Source organism: Saccharopolyspora shandongensis, assembly GCF_900106995.1.
Classification (GTDB): Bacteria; Actinomycetota; Actinomycetes; order Mycobacteriales; family Pseudonocardiaceae; genus Saccharopolyspora; species Saccharopolyspora shandongensis.
On record NZ_FNOK01000016.1, the window covers coordinates 78,374 to 97,852 of the forward strand.

The 19,479-nt window shown below is 70.9% G+C and carries 22 protein-coding genes; 13 read left to right on the plus strand and 9 right to left on the minus strand.

Annotation, left to right across the window (positions count from 1 at the left end; all coding sequences use genetic code 11):
• Nucleotides 1–78: 78 nt before the first annotated feature.
• From BLW84_RS18810 to BLW84_RS18820, 4 genes are all read right to left on the minus strand, one after another.
• Nucleotides 79–1,410 carry a dicarboxylate/amino acid:cation symporter gene (locus BLW84_RS18810; RefSeq protein WP_177226548.1) on the minus strand — a complete coding sequence of 444 codons (1,332 nt, stop codon included), beginning with the start codon at nt 1,408–1,410 and terminating at the stop codon, nt 79–81.
• A gap of 153 nt (nt 1,411–1,563) precedes the next feature.
• On the minus strand, nt 1,564–1,653 hold the full coding sequence (locus BLW84_RS50335) for a putative leader peptide (protein WP_351134134.1): 90 nt from the start codon (nt 1,651–1,653) through the stop codon (nt 1,564–1,566).
• 79 nt (nt 1,654–1,732) lie between these two features.
• Nucleotides 1,733–2,368, minus strand: a complete 636-nt coding sequence (locus BLW84_RS18815; RefSeq protein WP_093267052.1) for a Maf family protein — start codon at nt 2,366–2,368, stop codon at nt 1,733–1,735.
• 185 nt (nt 2,369–2,553) lie between these two features.
• Nucleotides 2,554–4,452, minus strand: a complete 1,899-nt coding sequence (locus tag BLW84_RS18820; RefSeq protein WP_425441725.1) for a Xaa-Pro dipeptidyl-peptidase — start codon at nt 4,450–4,452, stop codon at nt 2,554–2,556.
• A gap of 204 nt (nt 4,453–4,656) precedes the next feature.
• Here BLW84_RS18820 and BLW84_RS18825 point away from each other — a divergent pair, with 204 nt between their 5' ends.
• The 4 genes from BLW84_RS18825 (at nt 4,657) to BLW84_RS18840 (ending at nt 7,702) form a co-directional block, all read left to right on the plus strand.
• Nucleotides 4,657–5,484, plus strand: coding sequence for a biotin--[acetyl-CoA-carboxylase] ligase (locus tag BLW84_RS18825; RefSeq protein WP_093267055.1), 828 nt, complete (start codon nt 4,657–4,659; stop codon nt 5,482–5,484).
• Between the two features lie 75 nt (nt 5,485–5,559).
• Nucleotides 5,560–6,081, plus strand: a complete 522-nt coding sequence (locus BLW84_RS18830; RefSeq protein ID WP_093267057.1) for a PH domain-containing protein — start codon at nt 5,560–5,562, stop codon at nt 6,079–6,081.
• Entirely contained in the window at nt 6,081–7,049 is a 969-nt protein-coding gene (locus tag BLW84_RS18835; protein ID WP_093267058.1) for a hydroxymethylglutaryl-CoA lyase, read from the plus strand. Before BLW84_RS18830 ends, BLW84_RS18835 begins: the two co-directional genes overlap by 1 nt.
• Complete coding sequence (locus tag BLW84_RS18840) at nt 7,046–7,702, plus strand: adenosylcobinamide amidohydrolase (protein WP_093267060.1); 657 nt, start codon at nt 7,046–7,048, stop codon at nt 7,700–7,702. Before BLW84_RS18835 ends, BLW84_RS18840 begins: the two co-directional genes overlap by 4 nt.
• A 128-nt stretch (nt 7,703–7,830) precedes the next feature.
• On the opposite strand, the gene BLW84_RS18845 is transcribed toward BLW84_RS18840, so the two are convergent.
• Entirely contained in the window at nt 7,831–8,280 is a 450-nt protein-coding gene (locus BLW84_RS18845; protein WP_093267061.1) for a MaoC family dehydratase, read from the minus strand.
• A 278-nt stretch (nt 8,281–8,558) separates the two neighbouring features.
• Between BLW84_RS18845 and BLW84_RS18850 the strand changes: the two genes are divergently transcribed.
• The 5 genes from BLW84_RS18850 (at nt 8,559) to BLW84_RS18870 (ending at nt 13,982) form a co-directional block, all read left to right on the plus strand.
• Nucleotides 8,559–9,020: a YbaB/EbfC family nucleoid-associated protein gene (locus BLW84_RS18850; protein ID WP_093267063.1), complete on the plus strand. Its 462-nt coding sequence runs from the start codon at nt 8,559–8,561 to the stop codon at nt 9,018–9,020.
• Nucleotides 9,021–9,022: 2 nt separating this feature from the next.
• Nucleotides 9,023–9,343, plus strand: a complete 321-nt coding sequence (locus BLW84_RS18855; protein WP_245761232.1) for a WXG100 family type VII secretion target — start codon at nt 9,023–9,025, stop codon at nt 9,341–9,343.
• A gap of 7 nt (nt 9,344–9,350) precedes the next feature.
• Nucleotides 9,351–11,690, plus strand: a complete 2,340-nt coding sequence (locus BLW84_RS18860; RefSeq protein ID WP_143060993.1) for a TNT domain-containing protein — start codon at nt 9,351–9,353, stop codon at nt 11,688–11,690.
• The gene (locus tag BLW84_RS18865; RefSeq protein WP_093267068.1) at nt 11,687–11,992 is read left to right on the plus strand and encodes a hypothetical protein; all 306 of its coding nucleotides are present in this window, start codon (nt 11,687–11,689) and stop codon (nt 11,990–11,992) included. Before BLW84_RS18860 ends, BLW84_RS18865 begins: the two co-directional genes overlap by 4 nt.
• An 88-nt stretch (nt 11,993–12,080) precedes the next feature.
• The gene (locus tag BLW84_RS18870) at nt 12,081–13,982 is read left to right on the plus strand and encodes a DUF2339 domain-containing protein (protein ID WP_245761233.1); all 1,902 of its coding nucleotides are present in this window, start codon (nt 12,081–12,083) and stop codon (nt 13,980–13,982) included.
• Between the two features lie 151 nt (nt 13,983–14,133).
• Here the strand turns inward: BLW84_RS18870 and BLW84_RS18875 are convergent, their stop codons facing one another.
• Both BLW84_RS18875 and BLW84_RS18880 read right to left on the minus strand, forming a co-directional pair.
• Nucleotides 14,134–14,322 carry a DUF397 domain-containing protein gene (locus BLW84_RS18875; protein WP_093267071.1) on the minus strand — a complete coding sequence of 63 codons (189 nt, stop codon included), beginning with the start codon at nt 14,320–14,322 and terminating at the stop codon, nt 14,134–14,136.
• Nucleotides 14,315–15,157 carry a helix-turn-helix domain-containing protein gene (locus tag BLW84_RS18880; protein ID WP_093267072.1) on the minus strand — a complete coding sequence of 281 codons (843 nt, stop codon included), beginning with the start codon at nt 15,155–15,157 and terminating at the stop codon, nt 14,315–14,317. Before BLW84_RS18880 ends, BLW84_RS18875 begins: the two co-directional genes overlap by 8 nt.
• Before the next feature lie 165 nt (nt 15,158–15,322).
• Here BLW84_RS18880 and BLW84_RS18885 point away from each other — a divergent pair, with 165 nt between their 5' ends.
• Nucleotides 15,323–15,589, plus strand: coding sequence for a hypothetical protein (locus tag BLW84_RS18885; RefSeq protein ID WP_093267158.1), 267 nt, complete (start codon nt 15,323–15,325; stop codon nt 15,587–15,589).
• Complete coding sequence (locus tag BLW84_RS18890) at nt 15,589–15,867, plus strand: hypothetical protein (RefSeq protein WP_093267074.1); 279 nt, start codon at nt 15,589–15,591, stop codon at nt 15,865–15,867. The genes BLW84_RS18885 and BLW84_RS18890 overlap by 1 nt, the downstream gene beginning before the upstream one ends.
• A gap of 115 nt (nt 15,868–15,982) precedes the next feature.
• Here the strand turns inward: BLW84_RS18890 and hisN are convergent, their stop codons facing one another.
• Nucleotides 15,983–16,756, minus strand: coding sequence for a histidinol-phosphatase (gene hisN, locus BLW84_RS18895; protein ID WP_093267075.1), 774 nt, complete (start codon nt 16,754–16,756; stop codon nt 15,983–15,985).
• A gap of 116 nt (nt 16,757–16,872) precedes the next feature.
• Between hisN and BLW84_RS18900 the strand changes: the two genes are divergently transcribed.
• Together BLW84_RS18900 and BLW84_RS18905 are read left to right on the plus strand one after the other, a co-directional pair.
• On the plus strand, nt 16,873–17,547 hold the full coding sequence (locus BLW84_RS18900) for a response regulator transcription factor (RefSeq protein ID WP_093267077.1): 675 nt from the start codon (nt 16,873–16,875) through the stop codon (nt 17,545–17,547).
• A 6-nt stretch (nt 17,548–17,553) separates the two neighbouring features.
• Nucleotides 17,554–18,828, plus strand: a complete 1,275-nt coding sequence (locus tag BLW84_RS18905; RefSeq protein ID WP_093267079.1) for an ATP-binding protein — start codon at nt 17,554–17,556, stop codon at nt 18,826–18,828.
• Between the two features lie 102 nt (nt 18,829–18,930).
• Here BLW84_RS18905 and BLW84_RS18910 read toward each other — a convergent pair whose 3' ends face one another.
• A complete protein-coding gene (locus tag BLW84_RS18910; protein ID WP_093267080.1) occupies nt 18,931–19,458 on the minus strand; it encodes a GtrA family protein in 528 nt (175 codons plus the stop codon).
• Nucleotides 19,459–19,479 lie beyond the last annotated feature (21 nt).

The following is a 19,479-nucleotide window of genomic DNA, read 5'->3' on the forward strand; positions in this document are numbered from 1 at the left end:
GGCCAGGTGAAAACTCCCCCAACAACGCGGGAATCCGGCGTTCAACGAGGTGAACGCCGGATTCCCGGTGCTGCTGCGTCAGGCCTTGACCAGGTTGCTCTCGTCGTTGACTAGCAGGGTGCTCGGCTTGGCGAGGACCTCGTCGTCGAGCAGGCCCTCGCTGCGGGCGACCACGACCGGGACCACGATCTGGCCCGCGACGTTGGTGGCGGTGCGCGCCATGTCCATGATCGGGTCGACCGCGTAGGCGATGGCGATGCCGGTGGCCACGACCTCCGGCGGGAAGCCCAGCGCGCCGACGGTCAACGTCAGCATGGTGAACCAGCCGGTGACGCCGGCCGTGGCGATCGAGCCGAGGACCGCGACGGCGATGATCGTCAGGTACTGCACCGGGCCGAGCTGGATGCCGAAGAGGTTCGCGATGAACATCGAGCCGACGGCCGGGTAGATCGCGGCGCAGCCGTCCATCTTGGTGGTGGTGGCCAGCGGCACCGCGAAGTTCGCGTAGGACGCAGGCACGCCGAGGTCCTGGGCGGTCTGCCGGGTCAGCGGCAGGCTGGCCCCGGAGGACCGGGAGACGAACGCGAACTGCAGCACGTTCCAGGACTTGGCGAAGAACTTGACCGGGCTGACCTTGGCCACGAGCGCCAGCAGCAGCGGGTACACCGCGAACAGCACCAGCGCGCAGGCCACGTAGGTCGAGCCGATCAGCTTCAGCAGCGGCACGAAGAACTCGTTGCCGTAGGTGGCGACCGCGTTGCCGATCAGGCCGAGGGTGCCCAGCGGGGCGAGCCGGATGATCCAGCCGAGCACGCGCTGGATGACCTCGAAGGCGGCCTTGTTGAAGTCGACGAACGGCGCGGCCTTCTCGCCCAGGCTGTAGGTGGCGGCACCGATGATCAGCGCCACGAACACGACCTGCAGCGTCTCGCCCTCGGCGAACGCGCTGATCAGGTTGCTCGGCACCAGCCCGGTGATCAGGTCCAGCCAGGAGCCTTGCGTCTTCTCGCCGATGGAGGCCAGCTTGTCCGGGTCGGGCTCGATGACCAGGCCCTTGCCGGGCTGGAACAGCCAGCCGATCAGCAGGCCGATCACCACGGCGATCAGCGAGGTGATGCCGAACCACAGGGCCGTCTTGCCGCCCAGCCGGGCCGCGGTCCGGCCGCCGCCGACGCTGCGCAGGCTGTTGATGCCCACCACGATCGCCGTGAAGATCAGCGGCAGCACGGTGAAGGTGAGCAGCTTGGTGAAGGTGCTGCCGATGGTCTTCAGCGTGGTGACGAGCCATTCCGCGTCGGTTTGCTTGGCGACCCAGCCGAGCAGCGCGCCCAGCACGAGGGAGGCGATCACCGCGGCGGCGAAGACCTTGGGGTTGAAGCGCAGGCGTGATCGGCCGGCGGAGGTGGACACAGGGATCTCCCGAGGTGTCGAAGGAAGGATTCGGAGGTGGCGGCGGTTCCGGGCTCGTTCGCGCAGCGGCGCTGGACTCGCGCTGTGCGCGTGGTCGTCAGGAGGCGGTTTCGCTTGCCGGGGGCAGCCGCTATCGCGGCGCCGAGCGTCCGATCAAAGACAGACGGAGCTGGCCTGCCGTCGCAGATCGACGTGCAGGCGCGAAGTCAGGTACAGCCGTCGGAGGGTTCCCATCGCGAACATTTGTAACCAGGCGCGCGGCGAAACCCATCCGTGGGTAACCGAATTGTGTTCGTATTCACTCAGATGCGGGGATCTGGTGTCACTTGGTGATCGGCGTGTTCCACAACGTCACGATGCTGACGCCGATCTCGGCCAGCAGCTTGCGGGTCAGCGGCAGGCTGATGCCGAGCACGCTCGACGGGTCGCCGTCGACGCCTTCGATGAACCAGCCGCCGAAGCCTTCGAGCGTGAACCCGCCCGCCACGTGCAGCGGCTCGCCGGTCGCCAGGTAGGCGTCGAGCTCGGCGTCGGTGGGTGTGCCGAACCGCACGGTGGTGCTCAGGTGCCCCTGCGTGCGCGCGCTGACCTCGCCGTCCTGCAGCCGGACGACGGCGTGCCCGGTCAGCAGCTGCCCGTCGTTCCCGGCGTTGTGCGCCCACCGCTTCGCGGCGGCCTCGCGGGTGCCGGGCTTGCCGACGATCTCGCCGTCCGCCATCAGCAGCATCGAGTCGCACCCGACGATCACGGCGTCCGGTTGGGCCGCGGCGATGTCGGCGACCACGGCCTCGGCCTTCGCCTGCGCCAGCGCGGTGACCAGCGCGGCCGGGCTGGGGTCGGGCAGGGCGGCGGCGACCGCGTCCTCGTCGACGCCGGAGACCTGCACCAGCGGCTCGATCCCGGCGGAGCGGAGCACGGACAGGCGGGCGGGCGATGCAGAGGCAAGCACGAAGCGCACGCCCCGATGTTAGTGCCGCGCCGCGACGCGTCGGCCCCGCGTCCGGGGGCGCTGGCGATTTCGCGCGAAATCGCCGCCTGCCAGCGAGGCGGAACGTGATCGAATCGTCTACATAGGACTATGGGTGGTGTGCCGGGGCCGTGGGGCTTGGCATGGCGGCCCGGAAGCCCCACGGCCCCGTCAGGTCAGTCGCGGTTGAGCTGGACCTCCGGCCGCGCCGGGACGCGGTCCGGGCGGACCTGCGGCGGCTTGTTCGCCGCCGCGTCGACTCTGGCGGAGGTCACGGCCGGCAGGCCGCCGACGACCGGCAGGGTCACCGAGGTCTGCGCCAGGTCCAGCCCGATCTGGCCGGGCTGCCGGGGCGCGACGATGAACGCGCTGTCCGTGCCGCCGATGATCAGCGCCAGCTGGTGGCCGGCCGGGACCACGTGATCGGTGGTGGCCAGGCGGAACGTCATGGCGTACCGCTTGCCCGGTTCCAGCGGCCGCTCCGCCGAAAGCGACTCGTGGTTGGCCAGATCGGCCCAGCCGCGCGCGATGATCTCGAAGTCCACGTCGGTGGTGGTGGCCTCGGTGTCCTTGTAGCAGGCGTCGTCGCCGGGACGGCTCTCGCCCCAGCACGATTCCGTCTGCAGCGTGCGGATTCCCTCGCCCTGGCCCAGGTAGTCCCGGGTGGTCGCGGGGCCGTAGTCGACGAGCATCGCGGACAGGTGCGCCGTCGGCGTGCTCGGCACCGCCGTCACGGTGACCGACCCGGTCCCGGCCAGGCGCAGGTCGCCGCTGAGCGGGGCGGTGCTGAACAGCGTGCGAGCGGGCGACTGCTGATCGGGCCGGGCGGCCCAGTCGTACTCGTCCAACGAGGGATCGTCGGTGAACGACGCCGTCCCGCCGGGCGCAGGTTCCGTGCCGAGCCCGTCCTCGCGCGGGTGCAGCGTCGTGGCCTGCGCCTGCTCGCCGGACCAGCCCGGCTCGTCGGCCCAGGTGTCGGGGGCGCGTTCGATGCTGGCGGCCGGTTCCTCGGTGATCCCGTTGTCGATGCCGAGCAGCCAGCGGTCGAACCAGCGGTGCAGGGTGTCGACCCACTCGGCGCGGCGGAAGTCGAACGGGTCGACGTGCCCGGTCTGGCTCAGCCACAGCTTGCGCGGCACGTCCTTGGCGGCCAGCGCGTCCCACCATGGCCCGAACTGAACGGTCTTGACGTTCAGGTCGCCGAGGCCGTGCACGGCGAAGACGCTCGCGGTGACCCGGTCCGCGGTCGGCACGTAGTCCCGCTCGGTCCACAGTGGAGTCGCATCGCCGTTGGTCGGGGCGCCGGCGACCAGTTCCTGCTTGACCTGGTGGCAGTCGGGGCGGCCGCCTTCCTCGACGTTCTGGGCGAGGCCGACCGGGTCGAACCCGAAGGACACGCCGTCGGAGCGGTAGTAGTCGTACCAGGAGCTGATCGCGCCGATCGGGACGATGGTGCGCAGGCCCTCGACCCCGGTGGCGGCGACGCCGTTGGCGATCGTGCCGTCGTAGGACTTGCCGATCATGCCGACGTCGCCGGTGGACCAGCCGGCGCCGACCGGGTTCCCGCCGGTCGCCGCGTCGAAGCCGGTCGCGCGGCCGTTCAGCCAGTCGATCACGGCCTTCGCGGAGGTGATGTCCGACGGCCCGCCGACGTCCACGCAGCCCTCGGAGCGGTTGGTGCCCGCGAGGTCGACGAGCACGGTCGCGTATCCGCGCGGCACGAAGTAGTTGTCGTAGAACAGCGGGAAGCCGAGCGGCCGCCCCTGGTCGTCGTAGGTCTTGAACTCGTTCTCGTTGCCCCGGCCGCAGCACGAGTAGTACGGGCTGGCGTCCATGATCACCGGCACCGGCTGATCGGTCCCGGCCGGCCGCGCGATGTCGGCGGCGACCCGGTCGATCACACCGTCACCGTCGCCGTCCAGCCCGGTCTCGACCCACACGGTCTCCCGCACGGGCTCGGCCGCGAAGACGGGCTGGCTCCGCCCGTCGCGCACCTGCTCCGCGACGGCGACCGGTGCGGCACCGGCCAGCACCAACGCCGCGCACGGCAACGCCCACCAGCGAATTCTCCCCACAGCGTCCACCTCCGAGAAGATCTCGAGGGCGAAGCCTAGGGTCCAAGATCAATCCTGGGCACAGCCGAAAGTGGGGAGCGCCTCACCGGCGCTCGACGGATCCCAAGATCGAATCTGCGGCAGAAACCGGGGAATCGCCCGCGCCTCGCGCCGAAGCAGATCGGCCATCGTCGGGTCGGTCCAGTTGCGGCTTAGGCTGACGTCGTGGGTGTTCCGGTTTTGTTGGACGGTCCGCGGTTGCGGGCCAGGTTGGTAGACGACGGGCCTTATGCCGCGCTGGACGTGGTGGTGAGCACCGGGTCGACCAACACCGATCTGATGGCCGCCGCCGGGCGCGGTGCCGCCGATCGGACCGTGCTCATCGCTGAGGAGCAGCTGTCCGGGCGCGGGCGGATGAATCGGCAGTGGACCTCGCCGCGCGGGCACGGGCTGTTCGTCAGCGTGCTGCTGCGCCCCGAGGTGCCGCCTACCGCGATCAGCTGGTTGCCGCTGATCGCGGGGGTCGCCCTGGCCGAGACTGTCGAGCGCACGACCGGCGTGCGCGCCACGCTGAAGTGGCCGAACGACCTGCTGCTCGGCGACGGCGACGAGTGGTCGAAGGGCGCCGGGATCCTGGGTGAGGCGGTGACCGGGCCCGATGGCGTGGCCATCGTGCTCGGCATGGGCATCAACGTGTTCCAGAAGCGCGAGGACCTGCCGCGCGGCGCCGGCGGCCTGCCCGCGACGTCGTTGGCGGCCGAGGGCGCGGACGTCGACCGCGAGGAGTTCGCAGTGGCGTTGCTCACGGCGTTCGCCGAGGTCGACGACCGGTGGCGGGCGGCGGACGGCGACGTGGTGGCGAGCGGCCTGCTGGACCGGTACCGGCGGTTGTGCGGCACCCTCGGGCAGCAGGTTCGCGTCGAACTCGGCGATGACCAGTTGCGCGGCGTCGCGACCGACATCGACGAGACCGGGCGGATCGTCGTCCGCACGCCCGACGGCCGGACCACCGCGGTGTCCGCGGGTGACGTGGTCCACCTGCGACGGGCGTGACCGGCGGTCGCGTGACCGGACGGACCCAGCCGGTAACGTGATCGGCGACCTGCGAAGAGGCTGAGGAGGGATCCGGTGGCCTACCCAGACGGCCTGCTCGGCGCGGACGAGCACGTGGTCGTGCACAAGCACCCGCACTGGAAGATGCTGATCGTCCCGGTGCTGGTGCTGTTCGTGGTGGTCGGCGGGGGTTCCTACCTGGCGGCGCTGGCCGCCCCCACCGACTGGCACGTGCCGGTCTGGATCGGGCTCGCCGTCGTCGGCGCGGTCCTCGTCGTCTGGTTCACGCTCTCCCCGCTGGTGCGCTGGCGGACCACGCACTTCGTGGTCACCACGCACCGGCTGATGGTGCGCGAGGGCGTGTTCACCCGCAGCGGCATCGACATCCCGATGTCCCGGATCAACTCGGTGCGGTTCCGGCACGGCCTGCTGGACCGGATACTCGGCTGCGGCACCCTGGTCGTCGAATCCGCCTCGGACGAGCCGCTGGAGTTCGACGACATCCCGCAGGTGGAGCGGGTGCACACCTTGCTGTACCGCGAGGTCAACGACGACCCGCGGGACGACCGGGACTACCGCGCCAGGGAGGGCTACTGATGGGGCCGCGTGAACTGGGACTGCCGATGCAGGTGGCCTCGCCGGAACCGGGCGAGCTGCCGGCCGAGGTGACGATCTGGGAGGTTGGCGCCCGCGACGGGCTGCAGAACGAGAAGGAGGTCGTCCCGCTCGACGTCAAGCTGGAGTTCCTGCAGCGGATGGCCGACGCGGGGCTGGGCGTGCTGGAGGCCACCAGCTTCGTCCGCCCGGAGTGGGTGCCGCAGCTGGCCGACGCCGCCGAGCTGCTGGCGGGCCTGCAGCAGGTGCCGGGCGTGCGGTACCCCGTGCTGGTGCCGAACTCGCGGGGCCTGGACCGGGCGCTGGAGTCGGGCGTGCGGGACATCGCGATCTTCGCGGCGGCGACCGAGACGTTCACCCGGCGCAACCTCAACCGCGGCCTGGACGAGCAGTTCGCGATGTTCGACCCGGTGGTGCAGCGCGCGGTCGGCGAGGGCCTGGCGGTGCGCGGCTACGTCTCGATGTGCTTCGGCGACCCGTGGGAGGGCGCCGTGCCGGTCGAGCAGGTCGTCGCGGTGGGCAAGCGGTTGCTGGAGATGGGCTGCTGGCAGCTGTCGCTCGGCGACACCATCGGCGTGGCGACGCCCGGGCACGTCGAGTCGCTGCTGCGCGCGTTCGTCGCGGCCGGGATCGGTGTGGACCGGCTCGCGGTGCACTTCCACGACACCTACGGCCAGGCGCTCGCCAACACCTACGCGGCGCTCCGGAACGGCGTGTCCACAGTGGATTCCTCGGCCGGTGGGCTGGGCGGCTGCCCGTACGCCAAGTCGGCCACCGGCAACCTCGCCACCGAGGACCTGGTGTGGATGCTCGACGGCCTGGGCCTCAAGCACGGCGTCGACCTCGGCAAACTGGTGGAGACCAGCGTGTGGATGGCCGAGCGGCTCGGCCGGCCGAGCCCGTCGCGGGTGGTCAAGGCGCTGGGTGCCGCCGAGGCATCGGGTTCGTGAGCGCGCCCTCCGCGGCGCTGCACGTGGTGCGTAGTCGCCCGGTGCTGACCTGGCGCTGCGCTCGGCCGTGGCTGGCGATCTCGTCCGCCGCTCGCGGCGGCGGGATCGGCCCGCGGTCGTGGGTGCTGAACGCGACGGTGGTGACCGACTACGACAACCCGGATCCGGCCGCGCACGTCGACGAGATGGCCGCCGAACTCGGGCTCTCCGGTGACGGCGTCGGGTTGCTCACGGCGGTCGACGTGCGGCACGAGGTGACGGCGGTCGACGGCGGGGTGCGCGCGAGCGTGACCACCGGGGTGGGCTGCCCGATCTGGGCGGCGGCCCGCGAAGAAGCGGTGACGTCCTGGAAGCCGGGCACGATCAACGCGGTGTGCTGGTCGCCCGTGCGGCTCAGCGAGGCGGCGCTGGTGAACGCGGTCGCGACGGTCGCGGAGGCCAAGGCGCAAGCCCTGCTGGAATCGGGTGTCGCGGGAACCGGCACGGTCACCGACGCGACGGTGGTGCTCTGCCCGGTGGACGGCGAAGCCGAGAGCTACGGCGGCCCGCGCTCCCGCATCGGGGCGGGGCTGGCGCGCGCGGTGCACGCGGCGGTCACGGCGGGCCTGCGCGTCCAGAACCCGCGCCACGGCGAAGATCCCGATTTTGCCTAAAATCGGGATCCGCCCTGGCGCCGCGCCATGCGGTGGGTGACCTTCCGATTTTGCCTAAAATTGGAAACTTCTCTGGTGCCGCATTGTGCGGTGGGTTCCCGATTTTGCCTAAAATTGGGCGGTCGTGATCAGGCCTCGTCGCGGGTGCCGAACATCCCCACGAAGGTGAAGCGCAGGACGCGCTGGTCGCCCCGGTCCGCCGTCCCGGTGATCTCCACCAGGCCCAGGTTCGGCTTGCTCTGCGACCGGCGCTGGCTGTTGACCTCCATCTTCAGCCGCAGGACGTCGTCGGGGAACACCGGCGCGAGCCAGGCCAGCTCGTTGCCACCGGGGGAGCCCTGCGAGGTCGAGTCCGCCAACACGTTGTCGACGTAGCCGCGCATCCACAGCGATGCCGTGAACCAGCCCGACGCGCACAGCCCGCCGAGCACGGAGTCGCGACCCGCTTCCTCGTCGAGGTGGAACGGCTGCGGGTCGAAGCGCTCGGCGAAGGCCAGCATCTCGGCTCGGTCGACCTTCACCTCGCCGAGGTCGAAAACCCGGCCCGGCGTGAGGTCTTCGTAAGCGATCTTGCCCATCGCCCCATCGTCGCAGCGGGCCCCGGGAATCCGCGCCGAGGGGTGCTCGCGGATCGTGATCGGCCTTTCCGGGGCGGATCGGACATTCCGGTGCCGCTGGTCGGCCGGGCGGAAATTCCCGGGGCCGACATGGAACCATCAGCGCAGCGGCGTGCGTCCAAGTCGCGACGTGCAGTCTGCGGGTCGCCGGCCCGCGGACGACCGCTTTGCCGTTGCCGACCGGATGTGGGCGCCGTGCGCCCGCGACGGATCCGCCAGCGAACAGGAGGGGAGCGGCCGTGTCGACCGACCACCGTGCCCAGGTAGAAGAGCTGATGGCGGACTACCGGCGAAGTCAGGACCGGCTCGCCGAGACGCACCGGGACCTGTCCGCGATCGCGGAAACCGCTCGCTCCCAGGACGGCAGCGTGCAGGTCGTGGTCGGCCCGCAGGGCGAGCTGCGCGAGGTGGTGCTCGCCGACGACGTCTACGAGCGGCAGCGCCCGGCCCAGCTCGCGGCGCTCATCGTGCAGCTGGCCGCCGCGGCGGCGCAGGCCGCGTCGCGCCGGGCCGCGGACGTGCTCGCCGAGGTGCTGCCCGCCGGTGCCGATCCGGAGCTGCTGCTGGGCGGACACGCCGAGATCCCGGCGGATCCGGCACCGCGCAACGAACCGCGGCGCATCGACGACAATGTCGATGAAGACGAGGACTTCTCGGACGCGAGCTGGTTGCGGCAGGGCCCTGCGGGACGGAAGTGGTGACGATGAGCGGCTTCCGGAGTGACATCGGGCAGCTGACCAAGCACGCAGGCGACTTCGACGGCCTCGCGGGGGAGGCTCGGCGCATCGCCGACACCCTGCGCCAGGCGCTGGATGCGGCCGGTGACTGCTGGGGCGGCGACGACATCGGCGAGAACTTCGCCCGCACCCACTGCGACCGGGCCGACCAGGCGCTGGACGGTCTCGGCGCGTTGTCCGGGCAGCTGGGCGAGATGGGCGCGAAGTTCGCCGCGACCGCCGCGACGACGGAGCGGGCCGACACCGGCGGCGCCGAGGAGCTCGGCCGGCTTGTCGGGCGGGGGTGACCTGCGGATGGGCATAGAACTTCCCGCGGAACTCCGGGATGTCGCGGCGCGCGCGGGCGCGAAGTGGCCGGAGGCCGACGAGGACAAGATGCGCGAGTCGGCGTCGGCTTGGCGTGACGCGGCGAAGTCGATCGACGCGCTCGCCGGGGCCGCCGACGGCACCGCGCAGGGCGCGCTCGGCGCGATCGACGGCGAGGCGGCCCAGGCGGCTCGCCGCGACTGGGACAAGCTCGCCGCAGGAGACGGGGTTCTGCCCGCGTCGGCGCAGCAGTGCCGGGCCGCTGCAGAACGCTTGGACCACGCGGCCGAGCAGGTCGGCGCGGCGAAAGTGCAGCTGGTGCGGGAACTGGTGACGCTGGCGAAGCAGACCGATGCGGCGGAGCAAGCGGCCGCGGCGGGGCATCCGCAGGCTCTGGCGGCGCTGGATTCGGCGGTGAACGGCGCTGCGGCGAACGTGGCGCAGGTGCACAGCACGCTGACCTCGGCGGTCGACGTGGACAGCGGCGTGCTGGTGGATTCGGGCGGTTCGAGCGGCCTGCTGTCGACGGCCGGCGGCGCCCTGCAATCCGGCGCCGACCTCGCATCATCCACTGTGGACAGCGTCGCGCCCGGCGGGGCGACGGGTGTCGTCGACGATCTCGGCAAGACCGCGCACGAGACCGTCGGTGGTGTCGGCCGAGCGGCGCACGAGACCGTCGGTGGTGCCGGGGAAGGCGTTGAACGTGGGGCGCACGAGGCTGTCGGCGACGTTGGCCGGGCAGCTCGCGAGGTCGCCGGTGAAGTCGGGGGCGTGGGTGACGGCATCGGCCGGCCCGCGCAGGAAACCGTTGGGGGTGTGGCGGCAGGTGCGCACGGCGCTGTCGAAGAGGTGGCACGAACCGCAGGTCCTTGGCAGGGCGATGCCGAGCACACCGGGCCGGTCAAGGTCGATCCCGGCGGCTGGGCGCCCGGCCTCGCCGACGTCGGCACCGGCCCGATCCCGGTGATCGGCGACTCCGCCCGCCCGGGCTGGACGCCCGACGGCGGCGACCCCGCTTCCAGCACCGCGCCGCACGCCGTGCACTCCGCCTGGGCTTCGCCACAGGCTCCGCAGGCCCCGCCGCTACCCGGCGCGGCTGCGCCGCCGCAGGGCTTCGCCCCGCCGCCTCCGGCGGCGCCGGGCGGCCACTTCGTGGCCCAGCCCGGTGTGCCCGGCGCTCCACCGCCGTCCGCTGCTCCGCCTCCGGCGGCCGCAGCGCGTCCTCCGATGCCGCCGGCCGCTCCGCGCGGCCCGGTGGCCTTCGGCGGTCCTGCTCCGCAAGCCCCGCCTGCTCAGCAGGCTCCGGTGAACCAGCCGATGCAGCGCGCTCCGCTGCGCCCGCTGCCGGCTCCGGCGCAACCGCCGGTTCCGGTGCCGCAGGAGGCTCCGCAGCGGCCGTTGCGGCAGGCCAGTCGGAATGCGGACGTGGTGGCGTTCGTGCTGCACCAGTTCCCGATCGGTTACATGCCGGTCGCGGCGAGCAAGGCCAGCAGGCAGTTGCCCGTTCCGGAGGTGGCCGAGGAAGGCAGGCCGGGCCTGAACTTCCCGCCGCAGGACCACCCGCAGTCCCACCTGGTCGACGACAGCGATGCGCTGGGGCGGGTGCGAGCGGCCGAGGCGTATGCGGCAGCGCGGCGCTATCGGGACGAGCGCAGGGAGTCCGAGCAGCTGCCCGCGGAGCTCGCGGTGGGCCACGAGCCGTTCGGCGAGCTCAGCGAGCAGGAGTGGCAGCGCGAGTTCCTGCGGCGCGACGGCGAGTTCGCGTGGCCGCCCGCGGAGCGGTTCCCGGCGGGCGGCGTGGAACCGGCGGAGCCGGTGGTGCTGGAGCCGGACACGGTGCTGGACTGCCTGGGCAGCGGCGATGGGCGGATTCTGTTCGCCGCGGCAACACCTTTCGCGCAGCGTTCGCTGCCCGCCGCCTACGACGAGCGCGACTACCGGCGGTATCGGGTCATGCGCCCGTTGCCGGTGTGGCAGGCGGTTGCGGCACCGTGGTTCGCGCAGCCCGGCGGTGGGATGCGCTTCCGCGCGACCTATTCGCTCGCTGACCTGGTCGGGCTCGGCTACCTGGTGGAGTTGACCAAGGCGCGGGAGATCGCCGAGGCGGCGACGCTGCGCATCGCGCGCGAGGAGACGGAGGAGGCCGGCGAAGTCGTGCTGTCGCCGCTCCGGATCACTCGCGAGTCCGGCGATCCGGAACCCGAGGAAGCCGCGCCGGCCTCGCTGGCGGACCGGGACGAATCCGAGGCGAAGGTGGCGCCGACGGTGCGGATCGTGCGCGACGGGGAAACGACTGACGGCGGGACGACGCAGGAGGCCGCGAAGTGAACACCGAGTCCGTGCTCGGCTGGTTGGTGGCGATGGGCGTCCCGGAGGAGCTGGTGTCCCTCGGGGTCGAGGCCGACGACGCCTGGTGCCTGATCCGCGACGAGGTCGACGGGGCACCGGCCTGGGAGGTCTTCTGGCGGGAGCAGGGCAACCGCTACGACTGGGCCCGCTTCAGCAACGAGCAGGTGGCGTGCTTCTACCTGTTCGGGCGGCTGACCTGGACCCAGGCGTTGCGCGGCGTCGTCGGGCCGGTGGATGTGACGAGCACGCCGCCGAAGGGCACCCCGGCGCATCGGGCGTGAGCCCGGAGCGCATCCGTATCGAGCTGTGATCCCTGGTGAGTAGTGCTACCGATGCTGAATGGGTGGTGCGCCCCCCAGACTTGGGATCATGTCGCAACCACAGCCAGGCGAAGCGCTCCAGTTGGTCGCAGGCGAGTTGCAAGCCATCGGCCAGCGACTGACGTACTTGGGCAACATGGTGCAGGCGCAGCTGCAAGCGCCGCAGCAGTTCCCGCACTACCAGGCCGCTCCTGCGCCGCAGCAGCACCAACCTGCGCCGCCGCAGCAACCGGCCGTCGCGCAGCATCAAGTCGCGCCTGATCAGCAAGACGCTGCCGCCCAGCCGACCGGGCACGAAGCGGGATTCGATGCCGCGCAGCAGCAGATGGGTGCGCCGTATCCGCAGCCTTATCCGGGGCTGTCGCAGATTCCGGAGCCGAGCTCGCAGCGCACTGGCACGGGTCTGGAGCCGAGCCGCGTCCTGGCCTGGGTCGGTGCCGGGGTGACCTTGCTCGGCGTGGTCTTCCTGCTGGTCCTCGCGGTGCAGCAGGACTGGCTGGGGCCGGGCGCGAGGGTCGCCGGTGGCGCGGTGCTCGCCGCGCTGCTCGTCGCGGCCGGGTGGTGGATGCACCGCCGGTCCGCGCCCGATCAGCCGGGCGCAGCGGGCCGGATCGCCGGATTCGCCCTGGCCACAACGGGTTTCGGCGCGTTGTTCGTGGACGTGGTCGCGGCCACCGCGCTTTACGACTACCTGTCGGTGCCCGCCGGGCTCGGCGTAGGCCTCGTGGTCAGCGTCGCGGGCCTGGCGCTCGCGGACCGCTGGCGCGCGCAGCCGCTGGCCCTCGGCGTCGTGCTCAGCTCGGCGATCTGTGCGCCGCTGATCACGTGGTCGGTGGATTCGCTGCTGGTGAGCTTCCTGGTGTTGCTGCAGGTCGCGGCGACTCCGGTGCAGGTTCGACGGGGCTGGGCTGGCCTCGCGCTGGCGGCCGGAATTCCCACGGTGCTGGCCACTCTGGCGGCGAGCGTGCGCGGCATGTGGGTCAACGACACCACGCTCGTGGCCACGATCTTCGTCGCCGCGGTGCTGGGCGTGGCGGTCGCGGCGATCACCGCCGTCGCCCGCCCGGCCTCGGACTGGACGGCGATCGGCCTGCTCGTCGCCGCGCCGACGCCGACGTTCCTGGCCGGGCCGCTGATGCTGGAGCGCCCCGCGGCGGGCACGATCGGCGGCGGAATGGTCGTGCTGCTGCTGGCGATCTGGGCCATCGGGCGGTTCACGCCTGCGTTCCGGAGCCGGTTGTCGACGAGGTTCGTCACGGCGGTCGGCGGGATGGCCGCCGTCGCGGCGGTGCAGACGACGCTGGTCTTCCTGGATTCGTCGAGCTGGGGAACGGCGCTGCTGTGCGAGGCGCTGCTGCTGAGCGTCGGCGCGTTCGTGCTGCGCAGCGCGGGAGTGCTGCTCGGTGCGACGTTCTACGCGGCCTTCGGCTTCCTGCTGACGTTCATCTACGAACTGCCGATCACCGTGCTGCTCTGGTACCACGGGGGCACCGGAGTCCGCGGCCTGCTGGCCGGCCTGCTGATCGCGCTGGTGGCGCTGGCCCTGCCGGTCACGGCGGTGCGCATCGGAAAGCTGGCGGAGCTGCCGGAATCGTTGCTGCCGTGGGCGGTCTCGGGAATGGCGCTGCTGTACGGAACGGCGAGCGCGACGATGGCCGCGTGCCTGCTGGTGCAGGACGCGCGGGCGGGATTCCTGACCGGGCACATCCTGATCACGCTGAGCTGGGTGGTGGCGGCGATCGCGCTGCTGCTGCGCGGAGTCCGGGTGAAGTACCTGCGAATCGCGGGCATGGTGCTGATCGCGGTGTCGCTGGCGAAGCTGGTGCTGTTCGACCTGGCGACGCTGGACGGCGTGGCCCGGGTGATCGCCTTCCTCTGCGCGGGCCTGATCCTCCTGGCGGCGGGCTCGGCCTACGCCCGCCTCCTGACCAAGACCAACCCGACGGGCTGAACGGTCCGCATCCGCAGGCAAGGGCTCGTGAGTACTTTGTGTCGCCATAGCAGCACAAAGTGCTCACGGCCCCTGACCAGGCCGGACGCGTGCCGCACCGGTTCGTGAGCGATTACTCCGGTAAGAACCGGAGTCAGCACTCACGACCAACTCAACGCTCGTAGCGGTCGACTTTGACAGCGGATAAGAAGCTGAGCCAGCGTCGGGCGTCGAAGGCGAGGATGCCGCCATCGGGGTTCTTGGAATCCCGCACTGCTGCCGCATCGGAGGACAGCGCCACCTCGACGCAGTTGTGTACCGAGCCGCTGTGGCTGCTCTTGCGCCATTGCCGTTCATTCATCGCCGAGCCTTCCCACTATGTCCTTGATCAAGCAGGTCGACTCTTGCTCGTCCAACGCGCAGTCGTCCAGCCCTTGGCAGGCTTTCATGAAAGGTTCTACGTCGGCAGGCTCCGTCAGGGCGACCGCGAAGTAGCGGGCCTCCACGAAGACGTGTGCGCTGCCGTCTGGCAGCCCGTACAGCGAGAACGACCCATCCAGCGCGGGGTGCGGCATGGAACTCAGCGGCACGATGCGCAGCGAAACATTGCTTCTGCGTTGCAGCACAATCAGATGCTCAAGCTGTTCGCGCATGATCCGGGCATCGTTCATGGTGCGCAGCAGGGCCGCCTCGTCGAGGAAGAACCTGACCTCGGGAGCCTCTGGCCGGGACAGAACTGCCTGCCGTCCCAACCGCGCAGCTACGCGGTTCTCCAGATCTTGGCCGGGAAGTTTCGACATGGACATGAGCAACCGTGCGTACTCGGCCGTCTGCGCCAATCCTGGGATCAGCGCGTTCTCCACGCCGACGATCGCAGAAGCCTCTTGTTCGAGGACCAGCATGGTCGCCTGCTGATCCGCCACCCTGGAGGCCAGTTCGAACCAGGCGGACTTGGCGCTCTTCCCGGCCCGGTCGATGAGAAGCACTTTCTGTTCCCCGGTTACACCGTAGAGAGCGCACAGCGCTGTCACCTCGTCGCGGTTCGGTGCTCGTTGTCCCAGCTCGGTCCTGTTCACCGACGAAGGGGATATGCCTAGTGGGGCGGCCACCGATCGAGTGGTCATTCCGGCCTTTTCCCTGAGTTTCCGCAGTTGCACACCGAGTCCGACCTGAGACGTGCGCGGATTCTCGCTCATGTGATGACCTTCCGTTTGATGTGTCACGGCGTCCCGAGGATGAGACGAAGCGGCCGACCGGAATGCTCTGACCTGCAATGTCCCTGATTCGATGAAACAAGATTAGCTTCGTAGCTTTGCCTTTCGAAGACGCTGAACAGCACTTACTTCGAAAGAAGGATGATCATGCTGGCGGATCCGTACCGGGGTGAGACGCAAGAGGTCTACTGGATCGTGGGGATCGGGTTCGCGCAGCGGCATGCGACGCCGGTTCGGCCGGGCGCTCAGCCCGGCGGGGAGTGGATTCCTTCGCTGTGCGAGGTGTGGATGCGGGTTCCGTTCGCCACGATCGCGGGCCGCACTCCGCGCTCCGCCGCCATCACCGAGCGGTGTCCACAGTGCACTGATGTCATCGATGAGCGCGGCTATTCCGGTCGGAACTGGGATTTCTGATGGGTGGCACGATGATTCACGAGCTCACTTGGGCCGCCGTGCAACACACCCTCGTCGTCGGTGCGGGGCCGCTGCTGCTGGCGCTCTGCTACGTAGCCGCCGGATACGTGCGGAGCTGCTCTGGGCAGCACGCCGGTGCTGGGCAAGGCGCGACGACGGTGCGTCAGATCCAGAACTCGCTTGCTGCGGAGGCGGAAAGCCGTTTCGCGCAGGAGTACATCGGAAGACATCGGCTGCGCGAGCAGTTGCATGGTCGTGAGCGGCAACGGTCGCCATAGCGACCACCTCCACGCACGACACAGACCGGATCGGCGCGCCTCCCCGACCCCAGCGCCGATCCTTCCGGTGGCCGGGCGCAGATGCCCCCGACCCCTCGCGTCCGGCCGCCGGAGCCTACTTCTGCAGCAGTCGCAGGGCTTTCTCGTGCAGGTGGCCGTTGGTGGATAGCGCGCTTCCGCTGTCGTAGCGGGGTTCTCCGGACAGGTCCGTGAACCTGCCGCCCGCTTCTTCCACCAGGACCTGGGCCGCCGCCACGTCCCACGGGTTGACGATCGGTTCCGCGGCGATGTCGATCACGCCCTCCGCGACCAGACAGTGGTGCCAGAAGTCGCCGAACGCCCGGTTCTCCCAGCAGGCGTCGATCAGCCGCAGGTAGGACTCCCGCGAGTGGTACTCCACCCAGGTGCCGAGGTGGGTCGTCGACACGTACGCGTCGGCGGGGTCGCGCACCCCGGACACCCCGATCCGCTCCGGCTCCGCGTCACCGGTGCGGCACCAGGCACCCGTCCCGGCCGCCGCCCACCAGCGCTTCCCGAGCGCCGGCGCGCTGATCACGCCGACCACCGGACGACCGCCGTCGACCAGCGCGATGAGCGTCGCCCACACCGGGATGCCGCGCAGGAAGTTCTTCGTGCCGTCGATCGGATCGAGCACCCACGCCCGGCCTTCGCCAGCGGTGCCGCCCCGTTCCTCGCCGGCCACCACGTCGTCCGGGCGCTGCGCGGCGAGCACCTCGCGCACCGCGTCCTCCACCGCGAGGTCCGCGTCGGTGACCGGCGTGCGGTCGGGTTTGCGGTCCACGCTCAGGTCCCGGGCCCGGAACCGGGCGCCGGTGATCCCGTCCGCGACGTCGGCGAGGTGCAGTGCGAGATCGAGATCGCTGGTCACGCCAGGAACCCTAGCCCGCCTCCCCGGGCGATCCGGAAAGGGCTCGCGACCAGCCGGGTCCGGCGAATCGCCCATGACGCCGGACGTGATCACCCGGGCCCTCTAGGCTGGAGTGCGTGAGCGTGGTGCTGCTGGCAGAAGACGACCCGGCCATCGCTGTGCCGCTGTCCCGGGCGTTGCAGCGTGAGGGTTATTCGGTGCAGGTGATCGAGGACGGCCCATCGACGCTGCAAGCCGCGGCTTCCGGTGGGATCGATCTCCTGGTGCTGGACCTCGGGCTGCCGGAGATGGACGGCCTGGAGGTGTGCCGACGGCTGCGGGCGCAGGGCCGCGGCCTCCCGGTGCTGATGCTCACCGCGCGCACCGACGAGGTCGACTTCGTCGTCGGCCTCGACGCGGGAGCCGACGACTACGTCGCCAAGCCCTTCCGGCTCGCCGAGCTGATGGCCCGGATCCGCGCGCTCCTGCGCCGCGGCGCCCCGGAGACCCTGGAGGCCTCCGGCGTCCGGCTCGACCTGACCGCCCGCCGGGTGCTGGTCAACGAGCACGAGGTGCAGTTGGCGAACAAGGAGTACGAACTGCTGCGGGTGCTGATGCAGCACGCGGGTCAGGTGGTGACCCGCGAGGAAATACTGGAAGAGGTCTGGCCGGAGTCCGACCGGAAGGGCAGCAAGACGCTGGACATGCACATCTCGTGGCTGCGCCGGAAGCTCAGCGACAGCAACGGGCGGCTCGACGAGACCCGGATCGCCACGGTGCGCGGCGTCGGGTTCCGCTTCAACGCGGACTGATCCGCGATGCGCCGCCGAATCCTGCAGGCCACGCTGCTCGCCGTCGCGGTGACCGCGGTCGTCCTCGGCCTGCCGCTGGGGTTCAGCGCGCTGAAGCTCGTCCAGGACCTCACCGCGGGCGACCTGTCCACCCGCGCCCAGCAGATCGCGACGCTGCTCGACGAGCAGATCGCCTCGCAGCGCGCGATCGACCTCAACGCCGCCCGGCTGGCGGTGCCCGACGGCGCCCGGCTCATCGTGCGCACGCAGGCGCACGACTACACCTACGGCCCGGATCCCGGGGAGAAACCGCTGGTGGAGAGCGTGCCGATGGTGCAGAGCGGCACGGTCACCATCGCCGCGCCGAGCGGCCCGGTGCGCACTCAGCAACTGCAGGTGGCGGGCCTGGTGCTGATGTTGGTGGTGCTCTCGGCGGGCACCGGGATGATCGTCGCGACCCTCACCGCCCGGCGGCTCTCGGACCCGTTGAAGCACGTCGCGGCCCGCGCGGCCCGGCTCGGCGCCGGTGACTTCCGCGCCGACCCGCAGCGGCACCAGGTCCCGGAACTCGATCGCGTCGCCGACGCGCTGGATGCCTCCGGCGCGGCGCTGTCGCAGCTGGTGCAGCGCGAACGCGACCTCGTCGGCGACGTCTCGCACCAGCTGCGCAGCAGGCTCACCGCGTTGCACCTGCGGCTGGAGGCCCTCGCCGCGACGGACGACCCGGAGATCACCGAGGAGGCCAACGCCGCCCTTGAACAGGCCGAACGCCTCTCCGGCGTGCTCGACGACCTGCTCGCGGCAGCCACCGCGGCCCGATCTCGGGACGCCGAACCGCTGGACGTGTCGAGCCTGCTCACCGATGTCGCGGGGGAGTGGCGGGATCCGTTGAAGGCCGAGGGGCGGACGCTGCGGTTGAAGGTGTCGGAAGGCGTGCTCGCCCGAGCCACGCCCACGCGGCTGCGGGAGGCGATCGGCGTGCTGCTCGACAACGCGCTCCGGCACGGCGAGGGAACCGTGACGCTGGCGGCGCGGCAGGGTGCCGGGACCGTGGTCGTGGAGGTCGGCGACTCCGGCCACGGCGTGCCGGACGCGCTGGTGCCGTACGTCTTCGAGCGCGGTTTCTCCGGGCGCGGTTCGACCGGCGTCGGCTTGGCGCTGGCACGCGCGTTGGTCGAGGCCGACGGCGGCCGCCTGGAGCTGAGCCAGGCGCGCCCGGCGATGTTCGAGGTGTACCTGCCGATCGCCCGCGCCGACGACATCCTCGGCGTCTCCTGGAACCGCGAGTCCACCCCGCGCTGATCGCCGCTCGGGTTACGTTTTAGCTGGTCACGGCCCGTGTGTGGGTTGTGCTGCTATGGCGACACAAAACGCACACGGCTCCGGACCTGCGGAAACGCGGTGTCAGGGGGTGGAGATGCGGTCGCGGGGCGCGGCGCGGCCGTCGGGCTGCTCGGCGGGGAAGACCCACTTGCGGAACGCCCACCACCGGAACGCCATACCCACCAGCAACCCGATGATCTGACCCGACGTGAAGTCGGCGATCTCCTCCACCAACCGGCTGGTGAAGGGCGTCTGCAGGTGCAGCAGGTACCGCGAGATCCACAGCGGCGCCGAGTACATCCCGACCGCGATGCCGCTGATCACGAAGTACAGAGTTGCCTCGTGGTGCGGCCGCCGGCCGCCGCGGGTGCGGAACGACCACTCCCGGTTCAGCACGTACGACACGATCGTCGCGGCCAGCACCGCGATCACCTTCGAGGTGACCGGCTTCGGCGACAGGATCGTCAGCTTCAGCGTGTAGAAGATGCCCGTGTCGATGAAGAACGTGATCGCGCCGACGATCCCGAACTTCAACAGCTCGCGATGCCGGATCGCGAGAGACCGGCACGGCTGCGGGATGCGAGCGAGTACCGAATCGACAGCGGACACAACTTCGAGTCTACGGAGCTG